17 protein-coding genes are annotated in these 20,654 nt (G+C 62.5%); 5 read left to right on the top strand and 12 right to left on the bottom strand.

Features of this window, described 5'->3' with window-relative positions; translation table 11 throughout:
• Positions 1-105: 105 nt before the first annotated feature.
• From FKV68_RS17945 to xylA, 7 genes are all read right to left on the bottom strand, one after another.
• Positions 106-882, bottom strand: coding sequence for a MetQ/NlpA family ABC transporter substrate-binding protein (locus FKV68_RS17945; RefSeq protein ID WP_180939133.1), 777 nt, complete (start codon positions 880-882; stop codon positions 106-108).
• 38 nt (positions 883-920) lie between these two features.
• Positions 921-1,586: a methionine ABC transporter permease gene (locus FKV68_RS17950; protein ID WP_180939134.1), complete on the bottom strand. Its 666-nt coding sequence runs from the start codon at positions 1,584-1,586 to the stop codon at positions 921-923.
• A complete protein-coding gene (locus FKV68_RS17955; protein WP_180939135.1) occupies positions 1,576-2,655 on the bottom strand; it encodes a methionine ABC transporter ATP-binding protein in 1,080 nt (359 codons plus the stop codon). The genes FKV68_RS17950 and FKV68_RS17955 overlap by 11 nt, the downstream gene beginning before the upstream one ends.
• 356 nt (positions 2,656-3,011) lie before the next feature.
• Positions 3,012-4,385, bottom strand: coding sequence for a GH1 family beta-glucosidase (locus FKV68_RS17960; protein ID WP_180939136.1), 1,374 nt, complete (start codon positions 4,383-4,385; stop codon positions 3,012-3,014).
• A 189-nt stretch (positions 4,386-4,574) separates the two neighbouring features.
• Positions 4,575-5,759 carry a Gfo/Idh/MocA family protein gene (locus FKV68_RS17965; RefSeq protein WP_180939137.1) on the bottom strand — a complete coding sequence of 395 codons (1,185 nt, stop codon included), beginning with the start codon at positions 5,757-5,759 and terminating at the stop codon, positions 4,575-4,577.
• A 179-nt stretch (positions 5,760-5,938) separates the two neighbouring features.
• Positions 5,939-6,991 carry a sugar phosphate isomerase/epimerase family protein gene (locus FKV68_RS17970; RefSeq protein ID WP_180939138.1) on the bottom strand — a complete coding sequence of 351 codons (1,053 nt, stop codon included), beginning with the start codon at positions 6,989-6,991 and terminating at the stop codon, positions 5,939-5,941.
• Between the two features lie 253 nt (positions 6,992-7,244).
• Complete coding sequence (gene xylA / locus FKV68_RS17975) at positions 7,245-8,555, bottom strand: xylose isomerase (RefSeq protein ID WP_180939139.1); 1,311 nt, start codon at positions 8,553-8,555, stop codon at positions 7,245-7,247.
• 134 nt (positions 8,556-8,689) lie between these two features.
• On the opposite strand from xylA, the gene FKV68_RS17980 reads away from it, so the two are divergent.
• A complete protein-coding gene (locus FKV68_RS17980; RefSeq protein ID WP_180939140.1) occupies positions 8,690-9,049 on the top strand; it encodes a nuclear transport factor 2 family protein in 360 nt (119 codons plus the stop codon).
• 26 nt (positions 9,050-9,075) lie between these two features.
• Here FKV68_RS17980 and xylB read toward each other — a convergent pair whose 3' ends face one another.
• The 5 genes from xylB to FKV68_RS18005 all read right to left on the bottom strand — a co-directional run bounded on the left by xylB (position 9,076) and on the right by FKV68_RS18005 (position 15,751).
• Positions 9,076-10,530: a xylulokinase gene (xylB, locus tag FKV68_RS17985; RefSeq protein WP_180939141.1), complete on the bottom strand. Its 1,455-nt coding sequence runs from the start codon at positions 10,528-10,530 to the stop codon at positions 9,076-9,078.
• Positions 10,531-10,540: 10 nt separating this feature from the next.
• A complete protein-coding gene (locus FKV68_RS17990; RefSeq protein ID WP_180939142.1) occupies positions 10,541-11,578 on the bottom strand; it encodes a LacI family DNA-binding transcriptional regulator in 1,038 nt (345 codons plus the stop codon).
• 104 nt (positions 11,579-11,682) lie between these two features.
• Entirely contained in the window at positions 11,683-12,804 is a 1,122-nt protein-coding gene (locus tag FKV68_RS17995; protein ID WP_425347616.1) for a metallophosphoesterase, read from the bottom strand.
• A 113-nt stretch (positions 12,805-12,917) separates the two neighbouring features.
• Entirely contained in the window at positions 12,918-14,507 is a 1,590-nt protein-coding gene (locus FKV68_RS18000; protein WP_180939143.1) for a DHA2 family efflux MFS transporter permease subunit, read from the bottom strand.
• A 29-nt stretch (positions 14,508-14,536) separates the two neighbouring features.
• Positions 14,537-15,751, bottom strand: coding sequence for an HlyD family secretion protein (locus tag FKV68_RS18005; RefSeq protein WP_180939144.1), 1,215 nt, complete (start codon positions 15,749-15,751; stop codon positions 14,537-14,539).
• A 244-nt stretch (positions 15,752-15,995) separates the two neighbouring features.
• Here FKV68_RS18005 and FKV68_RS18010 point away from each other — a divergent pair, with 244 nt between their 5' ends.
• From FKV68_RS18010 to gltX, 4 genes are all read left to right on the top strand, one after another.
• Positions 15,996-16,691, top strand: coding sequence for a TetR/AcrR family transcriptional regulator (locus FKV68_RS18010; protein WP_180939145.1), 696 nt, complete (start codon positions 15,996-15,998; stop codon positions 16,689-16,691).
• Positions 16,692-16,940: 249 nt separating this feature from the next.
• Positions 16,941-17,780, top strand: coding sequence for an AraC family transcriptional regulator (locus tag FKV68_RS18015; RefSeq protein ID WP_180939146.1), 840 nt, complete (start codon positions 16,941-16,943; stop codon positions 17,778-17,780).
• A gap of 217 nt (positions 17,781-17,997) precedes the next feature.
• Complete coding sequence (locus FKV68_RS18020; protein ID WP_180939147.1) at positions 17,998-18,753, top strand: TerC family protein; 756 nt, start codon at positions 17,998-18,000, stop codon at positions 18,751-18,753.
• 436 nt (positions 18,754-19,189) lie between these two features.
• Positions 19,190-20,647 carry a glutamate--tRNA ligase gene (gene gltX, locus FKV68_RS18025; RefSeq protein WP_180939148.1) on the top strand — a complete coding sequence of 486 codons (1,458 nt, stop codon included), beginning with the start codon at positions 19,190-19,192 and terminating at the stop codon, positions 20,645-20,647.
• Positions 20,648-20,654 lie beyond the last annotated feature (7 nt).

The following is a 20,654-nucleotide window of genomic DNA, read 5'->3' on the forward strand; positions in this document are numbered from 1 at the left end:
TCCTCCCAAACCGAGCGGAGGATAGCGAAGCGGCTCTCGCGGTCAAAGAAAAACCGCACGCCGAGGTTGCGGCGCGCGGTTCCCATCTGCGTTCAACGGACAGGCTTACCAGCTGGGGATGAGTGCTCCCTTGAAGGTGTCGACGATGAAGGCCTTGACGCTCTCGTCGTGATAGGACTCGACGAGCATCTTCACCCAGGGCGCATCCTTGTCCGCGGCACGCACCGCAATGACGTTGGCGTAAGGAGACTTCTCGCTTTCGATGGCGATGGCGTCCTCCTTGGGATGAAGGTCGGCTTCGAGCGCGTAGTTGGTGTTGATCACGGCCGCGTCGACATCAGCGAGCGAGCGCGGAAGCTGGGCCGCATCGAGTTCGGCGAACTGGATGTTCTTCGGATTTTCCGTCACGTCCGCCGGGGTGGCCTTCAGCCCGGCATCCGGATTGACCTTGATGAGGCCCTTCGAGGCGAGGACCAGGAGCGCGCGGCCGCCGTTGGTCGGATCGTTCGGGATCGCGATCGTCGCGCCGTCCTGCAACTCATCGAGGCTCTTCACCTTGTTCGAATAGACGCCCATCGGCGTGGTGATGGTCAAGCCCACGCTGACGATATCGTAGCCGCGATCGGCGATCTGGTTATCGAGATAGGGCTGGTGCTGGAAGGAATTGGCATTGAGTTCACCATCGGCGAGCGCCTGGTTCGGAACCACATAGTCGGAGAATTCGAGGATCTCGATGTCGAGCCCCTTGGGAGCGGCGACTTCCTTCACCTTCTCCATGATCTGGGCATGCTCGCCCGGTGTTACGCCGACCTTGATGGTCTCTGCGAGCGCGGTGCCGGCGGCAAGGGCGGCGAAGGCGGCCGCTAGAATAAGCTTTTTCATGAATGTCTCCTTTTTTGCTGTTTGGAGTCCTGGGAGGATCAGTTCTTGCGGCTGCGCTTGTCGAACCGGCGGGCCAGGCCATCGCCGGCGCTCTGGACGACCTGCACCAGCACGATGAGCACGACGACGACGATCAGCATCACATCCGGCATGAAGCGCTGGTAACCGTAACGGATGCCGAGATCGCCGAGACCGCCGCCGCCAACGGCGCCGACCATCGCCGAATAGCCGATGAGGCTGACGATGGTCATGGTGAGCGCCAGCGTCAGCGCCGGACGGGCCTCGGCCAGAAGCACCTTGAAGACGATCTGCGTCGGCGTCGCGCCCATGGCGCGGGCGGCCTCGATCAGCCCCTTGTCGATGTCGCGGATGGCTGCCTCGACCAACCGCGCGAAGAAAGGAATGGTCGCGATCGTCAGGGGGACGATCGCCGCTTTCGTGCCGATCGAGGTACCGGTGACAAGCCGCGTGAACGGAATGATCGCGACGACCAGGATGATGAACGGCGTCGAGCGCGTGGCGTTGACGATCAGCCCGACGATGCGGTTGATGTTGGGCGCCGGAAACAGTTCGCCCTTGCCGCTGGTCGCGAGGAAAATTCCGATCGGCAAGCCGATCAGGGAGCCGACCAGGCCGGCGATCGCCACCATGCGCAGCGTGTCGAGCGTGGCCTTGCCTATGAGCAGCAGAAGATCAGGCGACATAGCCGAGTACCTCCGTGACCAGTCCGTTCTCGGTAAAAAACCGCTCCGCCCTGCCCGATGTTTCCGCGTCCGCAGCATAGGCAACGACGAGCGAGCCATAGGGTTTGCCGCCAATCTCGTCGATCGTTCCGGCGATGATGTTCACCTCGGCGCCGACCGACTTGATGAGCTGCGAAATCAGCGGCCGTTCCGCCGTCGCGCCGAAGAAGGTGAGGCGCACCACGGCACGATCGCCGGCACTCGCCGCCGGCTTCAGGCCACGCGCAACGGCATCCGGCAGCTTCGACCCAGGCAGGCCCGAGAGCAACGCACGCGTCGTCTCGTGCTTCGGATGGGTGAAGACGTCGAAGGTGTGGCCGCGTTCGACGATTTCACCCTTATCGATGACGGCCACATCCGACGTCACCGCCTTCACCACTTCCATCTCATGGGTGATGAGCAGCACGGTCAGCCCGAGTTCGGCATTGATCCGCTTCAAGAGCTCGAGGATGGACTGGGTCGTTTCCGGGTCGAGCGCCGATGTCGCCTCGTCCGAAAGCAGCAGCTTCGGCTCCGTCGCCAGCGCGCGGGCAATGCCGATGCGCTGCTTCTGGCCGCCCGAGAGTTCGGCCGGATAGCGGGCGTGTTTGTCGGCTAGGCCGACGAGATCGAGAAGCGGCCGCACGCGCGCTTCGATGGCGCGGCGATCCATGCCCGCAATCTCCAGCGGCAGCGCGACGTTGCCAAAGACAGTGCGCGAGGAGAGCAGGTTGAAATGCTGGAAGATCATGCCGACGGAACGCCGGAGGTTGCGCAAGCCCGCCTCGTCAAGCCCGCCGACATCGACCCCATCGACGAGTACCTTGCCGCTCGACGGCTTCTCGAGGCCATTCACCAGCCGGATCAGCGTCGACTTGCCGGCGCCGGAACGGCCGATGATGCCGGTGATCGAGCCACGCCCCACGGCAAGGCTGACATTGTTGAGGGCGGTGAAGGCACCGCTCTTGCCGGACGCGGCAAACCGCTTGGAAACGCCGTCGAAGACGACGGCGGCGTCGCCAGCAGAGGGTTCGGAAGAAGGAAACGTCATTGTCCGGTCGCCCTCATAAGAGGGATCACAATGATGGAAGGATACATGATGCTCTCGGATGTTCGAAATTCTGGTCCCGGACGAATAAACGGGGAAGGGAAAGCGTGTCTGGTCAGGCCGACATTCGACAACGCATTCGGAACACGGAGCAACTCTCTATCATTGGACAACCGGTCGGTTCAACGCCTCCACGGCATGGCAGCCATGCCATGGAACATGGCTTCTTATGACGGCAGGCAGCCCCGTTTCACAGGTACATTTTTGCGAAGCCACGCAGGCTGGAGCAAAAGTCTACTCTTTTTATCCAGAACGGTCGCGGCCAGAGGCGCCCCCCGTACTCGCAATGTCCACGCGACCTAGGCCGCCTTGTGGTTACCTTTCGGGAACTGCTCCGCCAGTTCCTTGTACCAGTGGCCGCTCTTCTTGATCGTGCGGACCTGTGTCTCGTAGTCCACGTGGACGATGCCGAAGCGCATCCGGTAACCCTCCGCCCATTCGAAATTGTCCATCAGGCTCCAGGCGAAATAACCGCGCATCGGATAGCCCTTGGCAATCAGATCCGCGGTGGCCGACAGGTGGTCGGCGATGTAGTCGAGCCGCGGCTGGTCATCGACGACGCCGTTTTCTAATCCCATGTTGTAGCAGGCGCCGTTCTCGGTGATGTAGCAGTCGGGCAGCTTGTAGTGGGCATTGAGCGTTTCGACGAGCGTGCCGAGCGCCGGAGCATAGACTTCCCAGCCGATATCCGTTTTCACGTGACTGACCGGCTTGGCATTCACCGTTGCCGGATATTCCGCACCCGCGGTCGGATCATCCGAAACCCGCATCGGCGTATAATAGTTGAGGCCCCACCAATCGAGCGGCTGGGAGATCGTCTCCATGTCGCCGTCCTCGATCAGTGGCATGCGGCTGCCGAGTGCCGCCAGGAACCCTTGAGGATATTCGCCCTTGAAGATCGGCCCGAAGAAGACGCCATTGTGGAAGTCGAAAGCGCGCTCGGCCGCGGCCTTGTCCTTGGCGCCGGTGCTGCCCGGATAGACCGAGTGCGCGTTGATGACGATGCCCGTCGGCAGGCTCGACCTTTCGGAGCGGATCGCCTCGACCCCGAGGCCATGGGCGAGATTGGTGAAGTGAAGCGCGGCGAGCGCCGCATCCATGTTGCGCTCACCCGGCGCATGGATGCCGTAGAGATGGCTCAGCCATACCGAGCACCAGGGTTCGTTGAAGGTGGCGACCGCATCGAGCCTGTCGCCGAGGCGGGCAATCACGGTCTTGGCATAGCGTTGGTAGGCGTAGGCGGTCGTGCGCGCCGTCCAGCCGCCGTCGCCCATCAGCGCGAGCGGCAGATCCCAATGGTAAAGCGTCGCGAAGGCCTTGATGCCGCGGGCTTTCAAGCCGTCGACAAGCCGGTCGTAGAAATCGAGGCCCTTCTCGTTCACCGGTCCGGTGCCTTCCGGAATGATACGCGGCCAGGCGATCGAGAAGCGATAGGCCTCGACGCCCAGGCCCTTGATAAGATCGAGGTCTTGCTCCAGCCGATTGTAATGATCGCAAGCGACGTCGCCGTTGTGGCGCTCGAAGACGCGGCCCGGCATGTTGGAGAAGGCATCCCATATGGATGGCTTGCGCCCATCCGCCTTGCTTGCCCCCTCGATCTGGAACGATGCGGTTGCTACTCCGAAGACGAAGTCGCCAGGGAAGCGTTCTGCGAGTTTCTTGGCTTCGATCATTGTTCAGCCTCGTCGTCTGCGCAGCCGGACGCCGGGACCGACGCTGCTGCATTCAATTCATCGGGTAGAGCGGGAGCCGACGGAAAGCCGCGCGCTTCTCCTCGTCCAGCTCCCGTTTTCGAAGGTGGCCTAAAGGGACACCGGCAAATGTCAACCCGCGAAAAGGGCGAGGTTGGCCCCGCCCCGATGTCAGACCTTGATCCAGGCGCCGTTGCGCTTCGAGGACTGCACGCAGGCATCGACGAAGACCATGCCTTTCATGCCGTCATCGATCGTTGGGTAGGTAACGGCCGCATCCACCTTCTCGCCGTTGCGCTTGGCGAAAATCGCCCGTGCAGCCTCCGAGTAAATATTGGCGAAGCCTTCGAGATAGCCTTCCGGATGGCCGGAGGGGACGCGCGAGACGCGGGCGGCGGCCGGCCCGGCCCCGGCACCGGCACGCGTGAGCAGGCGCTTCGGTTCGCCAAATGGCGTATGCCAGAGATAGTTCGGGTCCTTCTGCGTCCATTCGAGGCCGCCCTTGGTGCCGTAGACGCGGACCATCAGGCCGTTCTCGTGGCCGGGCGCTACCTGGCTGCACCAGAGCATGCCCTTGGCGCGCGCGCCGTCCTTCGCCTTGAAGCGCATCATCACATGGGCATTGTCGTCAAGCTGACGCCCACCGACGAAGCTGTCGAGATCGGCAGAAAGTTCTTCCAGTTCGAGGCCGGAAACGAAGCAGCCGAGGTTGTAGGCATGGGTGCCGATATCACCGGTGGAACCGCCAGCGCCCGACCGGGCCGGATCGGTACGCCACGCCGCCTGCTTCTGGCCGGATTGCTCGATGTTCTCGGTCAGCCAGTCCTGCGGATACTCCATCTGCACGAGTCTGACGGCGCCAATATCGCCGTTCGCCACCATTTCGCGCGCCTGGCGCACCATCGGATAGCCGGTATAGTTGTGCGTCAGCACGAACAGCGCATCGCTTTCCTCCGCCGCCTTCTTGAGCTTTTTCGCATCGGCAAGCGTCGAGGTCAGCGGCTTGTCGCAGATGACATGGATGCCGCGCTTCAGGAATTCCTTGGCGGCGGCGTAGTGGACATGGTTCGGCGTCACGATCGCAACCGCCTCGATACCATCCTTGAGCTTCGCCTCACGGATCGCCATTTCCTTGAAATCGGAATAGACGCGCTTCGGATCGAGCCCAAGTTCACGGCCGGAGGCTTGCGCCTTGTCCGGCGTCGACGACAGCGCGCCGGCCACCAGCTCATAATGATCGTCGAGCCTTGCCGCGATGCGGTGGACGGCGCCGATGAAGGCGCCGGAACCGCCGCCAACCATGCCAAGCCGGATACGCTTTCGACGACCTTCCGTGCTGCTTCCCTCTATAGCCATTCTGTTTTTCCTCTCCTGAAGTGTTTGGTGTGCGCCGCCCCCTCATCCGCCTGCCGGCACCTTCTCCCCGCTGGTGGGGAGAAGGGACTCGTAGCGACGCCTCCCCCTGAGGCAGCGGAAGGTGGGGCAAGTTCCCTCGCCCCGCATGCGGGGAGAGGGTTAGGGTGAGGGGCCGAGGACTAAATTCCCAGCATCCGCCGGTTCGCTGCCTCGTCCGTTCCGCTGTCGGCGAAATCGTCGAAGGCCTTTTCGGTTACGCGGATGATGTGGTGCTTGACGAAGTCGGCGCCTTCGCGTGCGCCGTCTTCCGGATGCTTCAGGCAGCACTCCCACTCGACGACCGCCCAGCCGGCGAAATCATTGGCGGCCATCTTGGAGAAAACCGCGCCGAAATCGACCTGGCCGTCGCCGAGCGAGCGGAAACGACCGGCGCGGTTCACCCAACCCTGGTAGCCGCCATAGACACCCTGCCGACCGGTAGGATTGAACTCCGCGTCCTTGACGTGGAACATCCGGATGCGGTCCTTGTAGATGTCGATATTGTCGAGATAGTCCAGGCACTGCAGCACGTAGTGCGACGGATCGTAGAGCATGCAGGCGCGGGCGTGGTTGCCCGTGCGTTCCAGGAACATCTCGTAAGTGATGCCATCGTGCAGGTCTTCACCCGGGTGGATCTCGTAGCAGACATCGACACCGCAATCCTCGGCATGATCGAGGATCGGCTTCCATCGCCGGGCCAGCTCGTCGAAGGCCGTTTCCACGAGGCCAGCGGGACGCTGCGGCCAGGGATAGACGAAGGGCCAGGCGAGCGCTCCGGAGAAACTCGCCATGGCATTGAGGCCGAGGTTCTTCGACGCTGTCAGCGCCATCTTCACCTGTTCCACCGCCCATTGCTGGCGCGCCTTCGGATTGCCGCGCACTTCCGGCGCGGCGAAGCCGTCGAAAGCCTCGTCATAGGCCGGATGCACCGCGACGAGCTGACCCTGCAGATGGGTCGAAAGCTCGGTGATCTCGACGCCGTTGTCGCGCGCTTTCCCGGCGACCTCGTCGCAATAGGTCTTGGATTCGGCCGCCTTTTTCAAGTCGAACAGCCGTCCGTCCCAGCTCGGAATCTGCACGCCCTTGTAGCCGCAGTCGGCCGCCCATTTGGTGATCGAGTCCCAGGAATTGAACGGAGCCGTGTCACCGGCGAACTGCGCAAGAAAAAGCCCTGGGCCCTTGATGGTCTTCATCCCGATTTTCCTCCCTGGATCACGATTCCGGCCCGTGTGGCCGGTTGCTGGAAAGGTGCAGTTGCACCCTAATTTCGCGATAGCTGATAGACCTGAAACGTTGCAGGAAGCAGAAGCTAACAGATTTCTCACGAGGGGCAATCCCGCTTCTGCCTGTCGGTGCAAGCCGCATTTTTGGTCCGCCAAAGCGCATGGTGGTGTATTCGAGTGCGGATGGGCGCCCCGGAACAGGAGCGCCCATCGCTTGCAGCGATCAGACGTAGCGGTTGACCACGTTCTCCAAGAGCTCCTGCTTGCCGGATCTCGGCTGCGGATTGAGGTCGGCCTTGCGAACCCAAGCCTCGATCTCTTCGAGAGAGAAGCCGCCATCGAGCATCTTCTTCGCCTCCGACACGTTCCAACCTGCATAGCGCTTTTCGAGCGGCGCCGAGAGCGCCTTGTCCTCGATCATCTTCGCCGCCGCCCTGAGACCCCGCGCGCAGCAATCCATGCCTCCGATATGGCCGATCAGCAGATCCTCCGGATCGAGCGACTGACGGCGCAGCTTCGCATCGAAATTGGTGCCGCCGGTCTTGAAGCCGCCGCCCGCAAGCACGTGGTAATAGGCAAGCGCCATTTCCGGAACATTGTTCGGGAACTGGTCGGTGTCCCAGCCAGACTGGTAGTCGTTGCGGTTCATGTCGATCGAACCGAAGATGCCGAGCGCATTGGCAAGGGCCAGCTCGTGCTCGAAGGAGTGGCCGGCAAGGATCGCATGGCCCTGCTCGATGTTGACCTTGACCTCGTTCTCAAGACCGTATTTCTTGAGGAAGCCGTAGACGGTCGCGACGTCGAAATCGTACTGGTGCTTGGTCGGCTCCTGCGGCTTCGGTTCGATCAGGATCGCACCCTTGAAGCCGATCTTGTGCTTGTACTCGACGACGAGATTGACGAAGCGGCCGAGCTGGTCGAGCTCGCGCTTGAGGTCGGTGTTGAGCAGCGTCTCGTAGCCTTCGCGTCCGCCCCAGAGCACATAGTTCTCGCCGCCGAGCTTCTGCGTCGCGTCGATGCAAGTCTTCACCGTTGCCGCGGCAAAGGCGAAGACGTCCGGATCCGGATTGGTCGCCGCACCCGACATGTAACGTCGGTTCGAGAAGAGGTTCGCCGTGCCCCAGAGCAGCTTGACGCCGGTGTCGCCCTGCTTCTTCGCGAAATAGTCGACGATCTCGTTGAGGTTGCCGGTGTTCTCCGCGAAGTTGCTGCCCTCCGGGCGCACATCCGCGTCATGGAAGCAGTAGAACGGCACGCCGAGAAGCTGGAAGAATTCGAAGGCGACGTCGGCCTTCAGCTTCGCGGCATCCATCGTGTCCTTGAACCAGGGACGCTCGAAGGTCTGGCCGCCGAAGGGATCGCCGCCCGGCCAGACGAAGGTGTGCCAATAGGCGACGGCAAAGCGAAGGTGATCCTCCATCCGCTTGCCGAGAACGATTTCGTCCGGATTGTAATGGCGGAAGGCGAGCGGATTGGTGCTCTCCGGTCCCTCATATTTGATCTTGGCTATATCGCCGAAAAATCCCGTGCTCACGGTCTTGCTCCTCTCATGGATGATGGATCGCCGGCGCCGAGCGGCGGCCGGCCATTACGTGGAAGGTAATTGGTTTCATTCCCTCGATCGCCGACAGTCGGCCCATCGCAACACAAACCGAAGGGAAAGTTCCGATGTACGACCTCGATCACATTGCCGAAGCCTATATCGCCGCCTGGAACGAGACCGATGCCGCAAGGCGCGGCCCTCTTGTCGAAAGGGCGTTCACGCCGGAGATCGGCTACCGCGACCCGGTCATGTGGGGCGACGGCCACGAAGCAATCGACACGCTGATTGCGGGTGTGCAACACCAGTTCCCCGGCTTCCGCTTCGCCCTCAAGGGCAAGCCGGACGGGTTCGCGGACATGATCCGCTTCTCCTGGACGCTCGGGCCGAACGGAACCTCGGTCATCGAGGGCACGGATTTCGGCCTCATCGAGGATGGCCGGCTGAAACAGGTCACCGGCTTTCTCGACAAGATCCCGGCGCAATAAGCGACGGTCGGGTGTGCCGCGGCCGATCATAGCGTTGCATCCCTGATCGCCGGATAGAGGCGACGATAGCGCTGATACGCATCCTCATAGGCCGAAACCAGCGACGCCTCCGGCGCGATGGTTTCGGCCGTTGCAGGTGCGAAGCAGGTTGCGACCGGATCGGCGCCGGTTGCGGCGATAAGGCCGAGGCGCGCCGCGCCGAAGGCCGCGCCGAAATCGCCGTCCGCCGGCAGGTCGACCGGCAGGTTGAGCGCTGTCGCGATCGACTTCAGCCAGTAGCGTGAGCGCGAGCCGCCGCCGATCGCGGTCACGCGCCCCAGCGTCGTGCCGGCCGCGCGGAGCGCCTCCAGGCTGTCGCGGATCGCAAAGGAGACCCCTTCGAGCACCGCCTGAGTCAGCACCGCACGCGAGCTTTCGTGGCCAAGGCCGGCAAATGCGCCGCGGATCGCCGCATCATTGTGGGGCGTGCGCTCGCCGGCAAGATAGGGAAGGAAAGTGACGGAACCCGGCGCCTTCAGGACGTCGCCGAGTTCGCCGGTCAGCTCCGCGGCACTCCTGCCGGTGACGCCCGAATGCCAGTTGAGAGCATCGGTCGCAGAGAGGATGACGCCCATCTGGTGCCAGGTGTTCGGGAGCGCATGGCAGAAGGCATGGACTGCGCTCTCCGGATTGGGAAGGTAGCTCGCATTGGCGGCGAAGAGCACCCCGGAGGTGCCGAGCGACACGAAGGCCTGCCCCTCGGCGACCGTGCCCATGCCGCAGGCAGAGGCCGCGTTGTCGCCGGCGCCGCCGGCAACGACCACGCCAGCGCCCATGCCCCACCGGCTCGCGAGTTCCGGCCTCAGCGTGCCGGCACTCTCCGTACCTTCGACGAGATCCGGCATCTGCCGTTCCTCAAGCTGCGTGGCGGCGAGCAGGCTTTCCGACCATTTGCGCTTGCTCGTGTCGAGCCAGGAGGTGCCGGCGGAGTCGGACATTTCCGACACGTGTTCACCGGTCAGCCACAGGCGGAGATAATCCTTTGGGAGCAGGACCCAGCGCACTTTGGCGAAAATCTCCGGCTCGTTCTCGCGCACCCATGCGAGCTTCGGCGCGGTGAAGCCCGGAAAAACGATATTGCCCGTCAGCGCACGGAACTGCGGATCGCTGTCGAGGGCGGCGGCCTGGCGGAAGCTGCGGGTATCGTTCCACAGAATGCAGGGACGAAGCACGGCGTCATTCTCGTCGAGCAGCGTCGCACCGTGCATGTGGCCGGAGAGGCCGATGCCGCGGACCGCGGCAAGCGCGTCCGCATGCGCTGCCTTGAGGCCGGCGATCGCTTGCTCCGTGGCGCGGACCCAGTCGGCCGCATCCTGCTCCGACCAGCCGGGGTGCGGCCGCGAAACGTCGAGCGCTCCCGATGCCGAGCCGATGATCTTCTGCTCGCCATCGATCAGCATTGCCTTGACGCCGGACGTGCCGAGATCCAGTCCGAGATACATGGGTGTCCTCCTATGCCTGCTCGATCGGCAGGTTGTCCTTCAGGAAAATGTCGATGCGGATGCGTTCCTGCGCCTCGATCACGGCAAGACCGTCGGCCTTGGCCTTCAGCACGCGGATCGCGCTTCTCACCTCGTGCCCGGCATCCTGGTTGAGCACGGCGTCGATCGTGCCGGAACGGAGCGCGGCGCGGCTGTGCGGCGTCAGCTCGTGGGCGATCGTGCAGATCGTCTTGCTCCTGCCGGTGTTCTCGAGCGCGGCGACGAGACCGCGATTGCCGGCGCCGAGGCTGTAGATGCCGGCAAGATCCGGCTCACGCTCTACGAGCGCCCGAACGAGCTTTTCGACAAGGATCGGATCGTCCTGCCCTTCGATCAGAGGAAGGAGCGGGCGCGCCGGAAATTCCTCGGCCATGACGGCGGTAAAGCCCTCCAGCCGGTCGCGATGGTCGCGCACCAGCATCGAGCCGGCCAGCACGGCGATCGGACCCGCGCGGCCACCGGTGAAGCGGCCCATCAGGGTGCCGGCTGTGCGGCCTGCCGCAATGTTGTCGACACCGGCAAAATGATCGCGTCCCGATCCCGGCAGGTCGGAAACGAGGGTGACGACGGCAATACCATCATCCCGAAGCCGCATCACCGCCTCGGCCACCCCGGGGGCGTCGACGGCGACGACGGCCACCCCGGCCGGCCGGCGCTGACGCGCCTCCGAAAGCGCCTGCGCGAGCGCCTGCGCGTCGAAGACCGGAACGGGAAGAATGGTGATCTGCGTTCGCTCTGCCGCCGAACGCGCCATCGCGGCCCGCACCTCGCCCTCGAGTCCGCGCATGAACGAGTTGTCGCCCGCCGGCAGGATGAAGACGAAGGGGTAGTTGCGACCTTTCGCGAGGTTGGCGGCGGCGACATCGCGTACATAGCCGAGCGTGGCAATCGCGCGCTCGACCTTGTCCCTTGTGACGTTCCTGACGCCTGGGCGATTGTTCAGGACCCGGTCGACGGTCGCCAGGCTGACGCCCGCTTTGGCGGCGATATCGTGAACCGTTGGTCGCATCGCTTCCTCCCGGGGGAACCCTTAGAGGAATTTTTGATGTACGTAAATCAAAAATGTCGCCGCCGCGGACGGAACCGGATCCGCCATCTTCCGGTGAAGGCTTTTCAGGTGAAGCGTTTGCTGAAGGCGTGAGTAAAAACGACGCGGCCGGCCTCGCCCTGAGCTTCGCCGAAAGCGACGTCCATGACGGCGTCGGTGATGCGGACGACAGCAAAGCCGCCGAGATAGGCTGCCTTCGGCTTGAAGAGATCGACGCCGTCGGCGCGATAGGTCATGACGCGGTCATGTTCATGTCCGTGGAAAAGGCCAATGACATTGTAGCTTTTCAGCGCGTCGAGCAACGTCCGGCGCTGCTCCGGGCTCCACCAATGCGGCTTCCCCTCTCCCCGATCGTCGAAGACATCCGCCGTCGTGTCCCAGACCTCCGTCGAAAACGCATCCCAGCCATAATGCTGGAACAGCACGACCGGTCGACCGTCGGCGGCGTAGTACGCAAGGTCCCCCTTGAGCCAGCCGAGACCGCTCACCGCGCCCTTGTTCTGGTCACCGCCAAAGCGCTGCAACTGGACGAGATGCAGGCCGCCCCAGTCCCAGGAATAGTTGTCCGACAACGGATCGTAATTCGTCACCGGCACCGGCGGCTTGTAGAACACAGTCTGGCGGTGCGTAAGCTCAACATAGTCACGCAACTCCCGACGGTACCAGTCGACATTCGGCGGTGTGCCATCCTGGTCGAGATCGTGGTTCCCGAGTCCGACATAGACGGGAAAGTGAATGTGCTGCGGGCCCGGGCCTTGCTCGTACCGGCTCTGGAACTGCTGCAGTTGCCGCCCCTCACGCGGCTGGCGAACCTGACCGCCGCCATCGTCAGTGATGTCGCCGCCGAGAACAAGGCCGAGCGGGCGCCCGATTTCCTTGCCCGCACTGACGAGGCCGCTTGGATCCCCATCGATGGTCGCCGGCCAGTGCTGTGTGGGAATTGCGTTGAGCGCCGCGACATGGCGCAAGAGGTTCGCGTCGGTCTTGCCCTCCTCCTCGCATTTCGGCGCCAGCCCTTCGGTGGAAACGATGCAGGCGTGGACGTCGTTGGAGAAGAGAAAAGTTGCGTCGACGGGAGGCCATGCGTTGGCGGCACGGACGCGACCGGCGGCGATCGACAGACCTGCGCCCACGGTGGTCGCGAGAAAAGTGCGTCGGGACAGGTCGCGGCAATCCGGATTGCTCACCTTGGACACCTCCCCGCAGCCAAGTCCGCTTCTGCGGAACCGGACAGCCCATCGGCTTCAGCCGTCATGGAGTGTGCAGCAGGGAATGCGGCACGTAAAGCGTGCCGCTTCCGTCAGTGGCCGCTGCCGCCGGCGCCGGCGCCCTGCGGCTTGCTGATCATCATGACGCCGATGATCAGTGACAGGAACAGCACCGTCAAAATCACGAAGACGTCGACGAAGGACAGGATCACCGCCTGCGTCTGCACCATCGCTGCGAGTTGCTTGACCGCGATCGTCGTTCCGTCGAGGCCGTGGGCGGTGAAGTTCGAGGCCATGTTCCGGAGCCGTTCGACCGCCTCCGGGTTGCCCCACTGGATATGCTCGGCAAGCCGGGCATAGTGGAAATCCTGGCGCTGCGTCAGAATGGTGTTGATGACTGCAAGACCAACGGCACCGCCGAGGTTGCGCGTCAGATTGTAGAGGCCGGACGCATTGCGGATGCGGGCGGGCGCCAGCGTGCCGAGCGCGATGTTGTTGATCGGCACCATGCAGAGCATCAGCGAGCAGCCGCGCAGGATCTGCGGCACGAGCAGTTCCCAGAAGTCCCAGTCGGCAGTCAGTTGGCTCATCGACCAGGTACCGGCTGCAAAGCCCGCAAAACCAATGGTCATCATCACCCGCGGGTCGAGGCGGCCGGAAAGAAAGCCGGCGACCGGCGCCGTGAAGAACATGGCAAGGCCGGAAACGAACATGGTCTCGCCGATCATCAGCGAGTCGTAGCCCCGGATGCGCCCGAGATAGAGAGGGTAGAGATAGGTAAGACCATAGAGGCCGATACCCATGACGAAGGAGAAGAGCGAACCGAAGGCGAAGTTACGATTGGCGAAGGCCCTGAGGTCGACCACCGGGAACTCGACCTTGAAGGCGCGATAGAAGAACACGGCGGCAGCAAGCGCCGCGGCAATCGCGCCCAGGATGATGTGCTCGTCATTGAACCAGTCGTTGGCGTTGCCCTCCTCCAGCACATATTCGAGCGAGCCGAGGAAGACCGCCATGGACAGCAGCCCCCACCAGTCGAACTTCTTCATCAATCCCAGTTCGGGTTTGTCGAAGTCGATGAAGGTCCAGGTGAGCGTCGCGACGATGATGCCTGGGATGACGTTGACGAGAAACAGCCAGTGCCAGGAGAAGGCGTGGCTCAAATAACCGCCGACTGTCGGTCCGATGGTGGGCGCAAGCGTTGCAATCAGGCCGATGATCGGCGAGACGACATTGCGCTTCGACGGTGGGAAGATCGTGAAGGCGGCGGCGAAGACCGACGGGATCATGCCGCCACCGATAAAGCCCTGGATCGCCCGGTAGATGATCATCTGGTCGATATTGGTGGCGGTCGCGGCAAGTGCGCTCGACGCGGTGAAGCCGGCCGCGGCGACGGAAAACAGCACCCGCGTCGAAACGATGCGGGCGAGCGTGCCCGACAATGGGATCATGATGACTTCGGCGATGAGATAGGCGGTCTGCACCCAGCCGATCTCGTCCGATCCGGCCGAAAGGCCGGCCTGGATTTCGGCGAGCGAGGCCGACACGATCTGAATGTCGAGGATCGCCATGAACATGCCGATCACCATCGCAAAGAAGGCGATCAGCCGTCTCGGGTCCATATGCTCCTCGGCTCTGGGCGCGATTGCCGCGACCGAGCCTGCCGTTGCCGTTGCGGCCATCTGCGCCACTCCTCGTCCGCTATGCGGCCTTACTTTACTCCAGCCACTTTCGACTGATCAGGCGCCGTGCGGGTATCGACGTCGACGACGACGCTCAAGCCCGCGCGCAAATGTCCTTCGGCCAGCACGTCGGCCGGGATCTTGATGCGCACCGGAACCCGCTGGATGACCTTGGTGAAGTTGCCGGTCGCATTTTCCGCCGGCAGCAGGGAGAAGACCGAGCCCGATGCCGGCGAGATCGAGGCGACGGTGCCTTCGATCGGATGTTCGTCATAGGCATCGACATGGATCTGCACCTTGGAGCCCGGCACCAGATGCGCGATCTGCGTTTCCTTGAAATTGGCATCGATATAGAGCTGGTCCACCGGAACGAGGGCCGCGAGACGCTGACCGGCGGAAACGAGATCGCCGACCTGAACCGCCACATTGCCGACGATGCCGTCATAGGGTGCCTTGAGCACCGTGAAGCCCAGGTCGCGGTTGGCCTTGTCGCGCGCGAGCTCCAGCGAACGGATGGTGCTTTCCGCTTCGGTACGCTGCGCCTCGAGCACGGTGATATTTGCATTGGCCGCGGCGATGTTGGCCTCGGCGCCGACGAGGTTTGCCCGCGCCTGATCAAGCGCGACATCGGCATTGTCGCGCGAGGCGACCGTTCCGACCGCCTTGGACTGGAGGTCGCTGGCGCGCTTCTGCGTCAGCTCTGCGCCGCGAACGGCCGCCTCGAAGGCCGTCTTCTGGGCTTCGGCCTGGCTGAGGCTCGCCTTTGCGCCGGCGATCTGCGCATCAAAGCGGCTGAGCGCCAGTTTCTGGGTGGCGATCTGCGCCTCGGCCTGCTCCGCGGCGATGCGATAATCGCCATCGTCGAGCGTAACCAGCGGATCGCCCGCCTTCACGTGCTGGTTGGCAACCACGTCGACCTTAGCGACATAGCCGGACACCTTCGGCGAGATGGTCGCTATGTCGCCGTCGATATAGGCGTCATCCGTCGAAACCATGAAACGACCGTTGGTCCACCAGTCATAGCCGTACCAGGCGCCGGCGGCGAGCATTGCCAGAGCCAGGACCGGCAGCACCGGCTTGCGGCGTCTTTTCTGGGGCGCGGCAACGTCAGCGGCCTTGTGCTCCACGACCGATGGGGCCTCGCTTGTGGGCGCGGGGGCTTCGGCCTTCGGATTATCCACGACTTCAAAATCATCGCCGACGGGACGGACACGGGCAGCGCTGGAAGTGCTGGTAGCGGACATATGACACCGGTTTTTGCTGGGATTGAACTGAACCGTTCGGTTCGATTGCGCTTGACATAATGCCTTTTGGACCGCATATCAAGAGGCAATCGAACTGGCCGGTTCGATTACTTGCTCAAAGGGCAAACAAAAGTGTGCGGGCTCCTCCCCGCCCCTTGTCTTTACTGGAACCGGCCGTGTTTATGGTTTTGGATAAATTCGTCTAAGACCATCTTGATGAAAGGAGTGGAAACGTCCGGTAGCCATGACGTCAGCGAAAAGCCTAGAGCAGGAAAAATCCCTGCAGGATCAGCAACAGCATCTTTCGAGCGGTGGGCGGCACGCCGCCGGCGAGGATCCGGCCAAACGCGAGCAGATTCTCGAAGGCGCGAAACGCGTTTTCATGAGGAGCAACTTCGACGCTGCCAGCATGAACGATATCACCCGCGAGGCAGGCGTTTCGAAGGGCACGCTCTACGTCTATTTCGAGAACAAGGAGGACCTGCTCGAGGCGCTGATTGCGCGCGAGCGCAACCGCATCGTCGACAGCGTCAAGCAGTTGCTGAACGAAAACGCGCCGCTCGAAGACACGCTTTATGATTTTGGCGTGACGCTGGTGACAAGCATGACGTCCGACTACACGATCCGGGCCATGCACACTGTGCTCAGCGTGATCGATCGGATGCCGCGGCTGGCGCAGCGCTTCTTCACGTCAACACCAGAAAACGGCTACACGGTCCTGAAAGCCTATCTTGACCAGCAGGTCGAGGCCGGCACGCTATTGATCGACGACACGGAAATAGCCGCGAAACAATTCATCGAACTGTCCTCGGCCGGAATCTTCAAGGGCCGCCTCTTCGGCATGTGCGAAGCACCGTCTGCCGAGCGGATCGACAAGAATGTCAGATCGGCCATCCGCGTGTTCCTCGCCGCCTACGGCCAGAAATCGAACGCCAGCTGAAGCCCCGGCCTGCAGCGCCGCCCGTCTTAGACTATCGGACACAGGAGCGTCGTGCGCGGGAGCTATTCTCTGCCAATCCAGCAATTGCGATCAAACGCGCCCGCCCGCGAGGCCGTAAGACGTGCATGTCCGCTTCTGCATGTTTCCTCAAATCGACATCGATTTGAGGGCAAAATCATGCGGTGATCCAAAGTGCTGCGGTGACCTTGCGCGTATCACAAGACGCCCGGGCGCTGCAAGGGAGTGAGCATGAGTGCTATCGGCAGAGCGATCTGGTTCATCGAGAGCCATTTCGCCGAGGATATATCGCTGGACGACATCGCCGAGGCCGCAGGCCTCTCACGCTACCATCTGTCACGCGTGTTCGGGCTTTCGAGCGGCCGCTCGATCAGCGCCTATATCCGCGGCCGGCGCCTCAGCGGCGCCGCGCAGGCCCTCGCCAATGGCACATCCAGCATTCTCGAAGTGGCCCTCGATGCGGGCTATGGCTCGCACGAGGCCTTCACCCGTGCCTTTCGCGAACAGTTCGGCCTGACACCCGAGTCCGTCCGCAAGCAAGGGCACGTCCGCAATGTCGAACTGATGGAGCCGATCAGGATGGATGACGCACGCACCTTGAAGATCGAACCGCCCCGTTTCGAGGAGAGCCCCGGACTTCTCCTCGCCGGTCTCGCCGAAACCTATGCCTACAATCGCACCGAGGGCATCCCTTCGCTCTGGCAGCGCTTCAACGCCCATTTCGGCAATGTGCCCGGCCAGCGCGGGAATGTCGCCTATGGCGTATGCACCCAGTCGGACGGCGAGGCCGGGCGCTTTCGTTACATGGCCTCGGTGGAAGTCGATGATACCGATGGGTTGCCGGCAGGCTTCACCGTTTTGAAGTTGCCCAAACAACGCTACGCCGTATTCCTCCACAAAGGACACATATCGGCGATCTCCACCACCGCCCACTATGTTTTCGGGTCATGGTTTCCGGATTCCGGGCTGGAGCACGGCCAGCTTCCGGACCTGATGGAAAAATATGATGAGCGCTTCGATCCCCGCACGGGAATGGGCGTCGTCGAAATTTGGGCTCCGATAAAACAGTAAACGGTAAAACGCAGCCGCGAAACGGCAGCGGCGCTTGCCACCGTGGCGATGGTCCTTAAATACTCCGGCGAATCCTGGGCGACGACGCGCCCAGAGCGGGGCGACGAGAACTGCACGCGGTTTTCCTCGTCCCGCTCTAATTGTCAGAACCGATCATGTTGAATGATTTGGTCGTTTCGACCAAGATCGTCGTGATCAAGGAGAGGAACGATCGCCGATGCAGGAAATCCTGACGCTTGCCCAAAGCCTTGAGGCTTGGGTCGCTCTGATCACGCTCATTATCATGGAAGTCGTGCTCGGCATCGACAACTTGATCTTCATTTCCATTCTCACGAACAAGCTTCCCGCCGAAAGCCGCGTCAGCGCCCGCCGCGTCGGCATTGGCCTTGCGCTGATCATGCGGCTGGCGCTGCTCGGCACCGTTGCCTGGATCGTGCAACTGACCGAACCGGTTTTCGAGGCCTTCGGCCACCCGTTTTCCTGGAAGGACATGATCCTGATAGCCGGCGGTCTTTTCCTCGTCTGGAAGGCGACCAAGGAGATCCACCACAATGTCGATCCGAGTGATCATGGCGAGGACTTCATCGCGACTTCGGCGATCAACAGCTTTGCCGCGGCCATCGGCCAGATCCTGCTGCTCGATCTCGTCTTCTCGGTCGACAGCATCATCACGGCCGTCGGCATGACCCCGCATCTGCCGATCATGGTCGCAGCCGTCATCGTCGCGGTGACTGTCATGCTGCTTGCGGCGACGCCGCTTGCCAACTTCATCGAGAGGAACCCGACGATCGTGATGCTGGCGCTTGCCTTCCTCTTGATGATCGGCACCACGCTGATTGCAGAAGGTATGGGCTTCCACGTACCAAGAGGCTACGTCTACGCCGCCATGGCGTTCTCGGCCCTCGTCGAAATGCTGAACATGATGGCGCGCAACGCCCGACTGCGAAAGCAGCAGGCCAAGAAACTGCACTAAAGGAATTCCAGACAGCCGTTTAGCGCGAAACGCCAGAAGAAGAGACCTGCATTCGCCGAATGCAGGCCTCTTTGACTGCGGGAGACAAGTGAGGATACGAACCGGACGGGTTGGGAGTTCGACTACCGTTTTCGTTGGTCACGGGATGAAACCGGAAAAATTCCCGCATTCTCCACTTCCGTCGCGTCCGGTTGGCACGGTCCGCGTCCTCGACTGTATAAACGCCTGACGACCGCGAACGTTCCAACAAAATGGCCTGTCCACTTTCCGTTGACATGCGGGGCTTTCTATGGTCTCACGCCAGCCGACTGGAATTGCCCGCCGATACCGCTGGTGCGGCACCCTTGCGGGCCTTTCCTTCCCATAAAATGCGCGCCCATACGCCGGAAATGCACTCCGGCCAGGGCCTAAAAGCACGTCGAAACGGGCAAAGACCATGGCAGATTCAGCAGTCCGGGTGCGCATTGCACCTTCTCCCACCGGCGAACCGCATGTCGGCACGGCCTATATTGCGCTGTTCAACTATCTCTTCGCAAAGAAGCACGGCGGCGAGTTCATCCTGCGCATCGAGGACACAGACGCGACGCGCTCGACGCCGGAGTTCGAACAGAAGGTGCTCGACGCGCTGAAATGGTGTGGGCTGAAGTGGTCCGAAGGCCCCGATATCGGCGGCTCCTACGGGCCCTATCGCCAGAGCGACCGCAAGGACATCTACAAGCCCTACGTCGAGAAGATCGTCGAGAATGGCCACGGTTTCCGCTGCTTCTGCACGCCCGAACGGTTGGAGCAGATGCGCGAGGCGCAGCGCGCCGCCGGCAAGCCGCCCAAATATGACGGCCTGTGCCTTAGCCTCTCGGCGGAGGAAGTAACCTCGCGCGTCGCCGCCGGCGAGCCGCATGTCGTGCGCATGAAGATCCCGACCGAAGGCTCGTGCAAGTTCCACGACGGCGTCTATGGCGACGTGGAGATCCCATGGGACGCAGTCGACATGCAGGTCCTGCTCAAGGCCGACGGCATGCCGACCTACCACATGGCGAACGTCGTCGACGACCACCTGATGAAGATCACCCATGTCGCGCGCGGCGAGGAGTGGCTGGCGTCGGTGCCGAAGCACATCCTGATCTATCAGTATCTCGGCCTCGAACCGCCGAAGTTCATGCACCTGTCGCTGATGCGCAATGCCGACAAGTCGAAGCTGTCGAAGCGCAAGAACCCGACATCGATCTCCTACTACACGGCGCTCGGCTACCTGCCGGAAGCGCTGATGAACTTCCTCGGCCTGTTCTTCATCCAGATCGCCGAGGGCGAAGAACTCCTCTCGATGGAGGAGCTGGCAGAGAAGTTCGATCCGGAAAACCTCTCGAAGGCTGGCGCGATCTTCGACATCCAGAAGCTCGATTGGTTGAACGCGCGTTGGATCCGCGAGAAGCTCTCAGAGGAAGACTTTGCCGCGAGGATCTTCGCCTGGGCGATGGAAAACGACCGTCTCAAGGAAGGCCTGAAGCTCGCCCAGTCGCGCATCTCGAAGCTCGGCGAACTGCCCGACCTCGCGGCCTTCCTGTTCAAGTCGGATCTCGGCCTGCAACCGGCCGCCTTTGCCGGGGTGAAGGCGTCGCCGGAAGAATTGCTCGAGATCCTCAATACCGTTCAGCCGGATCTTGAAAGGATCCTCGAATGGAACAAGGAATCGATCGAGGCGGAATTGCGCGCGGTCGCCGAGCGCATGGGCAAGAAGCTGAAGGCCATTGTCGCGCCGCTCTTCGTCGCCGTGTCGGGTTCGCAGCGCTCGCTGCCGCTGTTCGATTCGATGGAACTGCTCGGCCGTGCGGTCGTGCGCCAGCGCCTGAAGGTCGCGGCCCAGGTGGTCGCGTCGATGGCGGGCAGCGGAAAGTAGGGACAGG

It is taken from the genome of Sinorhizobium mexicanum, assembly GCF_013488225.1.
In the GTDB taxonomy this organism is placed as follows: Bacteria; Pseudomonadota; Alphaproteobacteria; order Rhizobiales; family Rhizobiaceae; genus Sinorhizobium; species Sinorhizobium mexicanum.

Coding starts and splice junctions, on each gene's coding strand:
- FKV68_RS17945 (WP_180939133.1), bottom strand. CDS start 882: ATGAAAAAGCTTATTCTAGCGGCCGCCTTCGCCGCCCTTGCCGCCGGC.
- FKV68_RS17950 (WP_180939134.1), bottom strand. CDS start 1,586: ATGTCGCCTGATCTTCTGCTGCTCATAGGCAAGGCCACGCTCGACACG.
- FKV68_RS17955 (WP_180939135.1), bottom strand. CDS start 2,655: ATGACGTTTCCTTCTTCCGAACCCTCTGCTGGCGACGCCGCCGTCGTC.
- FKV68_RS17960 (WP_180939136.1), bottom strand. CDS start 4,385: ATGATCGAAGCCAAGAAACTCGCAGAACGCTTCCCTGGCGACTTCGTC.
- FKV68_RS17965 (WP_180939137.1), bottom strand. CDS start 5,759: ATGGCTATAGAGGGAAGCAGCACGGAAGGTCGTCGAAAGCGTATCCGG.
- FKV68_RS17970 (WP_180939138.1), bottom strand. CDS start 6,991: ATGAAGACCATCAAGGGCCCAGGGCTTTTTCTTGCGCAGTTCGCCGGT.
- FKV68_RS17980 (WP_180939140.1), top strand. CDS start 8,690: ATGTACGACCTCGATCACATTGCCGAAGCCTATATCGCCGCCTGGAAC.
- xylB (WP_180939141.1), bottom strand. CDS start 10,530: ATGTATCTCGGACTGGATCTCGGCACGTCCGGCGTCAAGGCAATGCTG.
- FKV68_RS17990 (WP_180939142.1), bottom strand. CDS start 11,578: ATGCGACCAACGGTTCACGATATCGCCGCCAAAGCGGGCGTCAGCCTG.
- FKV68_RS18000 (WP_180939143.1), bottom strand. CDS start 14,507: ATGGCCGCAACGGCAACGGCAGGCTCGGTCGCGGCAATCGCGCCCAGA.
- FKV68_RS18005 (WP_180939144.1), bottom strand. CDS start 15,751: ATGTCCGCTACCAGCACTTCCAGCGCTGCCCGTGTCCGTCCCGTCGGC.
- FKV68_RS18010 (WP_180939145.1), top strand. CDS start 15,996: ATGACGTCAGCGAAAAGCCTAGAGCAGGAAAAATCCCTGCAGGATCAG.
- FKV68_RS18015 (WP_180939146.1), top strand. CDS start 16,941: ATGAGTGCTATCGGCAGAGCGATCTGGTTCATCGAGAGCCATTTCGCC.
- FKV68_RS18020 (WP_180939147.1), top strand. CDS start 17,998: ATGCAGGAAATCCTGACGCTTGCCCAAAGCCTTGAGGCTTGGGTCGCT.
- gltX (WP_180939148.1), top strand. CDS start 19,190: ATGGCAGATTCAGCAGTCCGGGTGCGCATTGCACCTTCTCCCACCGGC.